Origin of the sequence: Bartonella sp. AA81SXKL, assembly GCF_042196945.1 — a bacterium.
In the GTDB taxonomy this organism is placed as follows: Bacteria; Pseudomonadota; Alphaproteobacteria; order Rhizobiales; family Rhizobiaceae; genus Bartonella.
The window spans coordinates 1-315 of the sequence record NZ_JBHIRH010000305.1; the positions used below are offsets into that span (position 1 = coordinate 1).

Sequence of the window (315 nt, forward strand, 5' to 3'; positions counted from 1 at the left end):
CACTTTGAGACGAAGACTTTCTTCCCTCTGACTGTGCTGCATTATCTTTGTGACTCTTAAACCATTTCTGACGCTTAGATTTTCTAAAATGAGGTCCCTTAATGTTTTCTTTTTCTATCCCTTCTATCACAAGAGGCTTTTCTGGAAAAGCAGCAAACTGTTCTGGTATAGTTTCACGCACCAATCTCATACAAATCAAGCGCTCTACAGCACGCAACCGCATCTGCTCCACACCTTCATCAAAAAGTGTTAGTGCCTCACCAGATGCGCCATTGCGTCCTGTGCGACCAATACGATGCACATAACTTTCAGCTT

Annotated in this window: 1 pseudogene; it reads right to left on the reverse strand. The window is 43.2% G+C overall.

Annotation, left to right across the window (positions count from 1 at the left end):
- Nucleotides 1-315: pseudogene (locus tag ACFINZ_RS11300) on the reverse strand (ATP-dependent helicase); the annotation flags it as partial.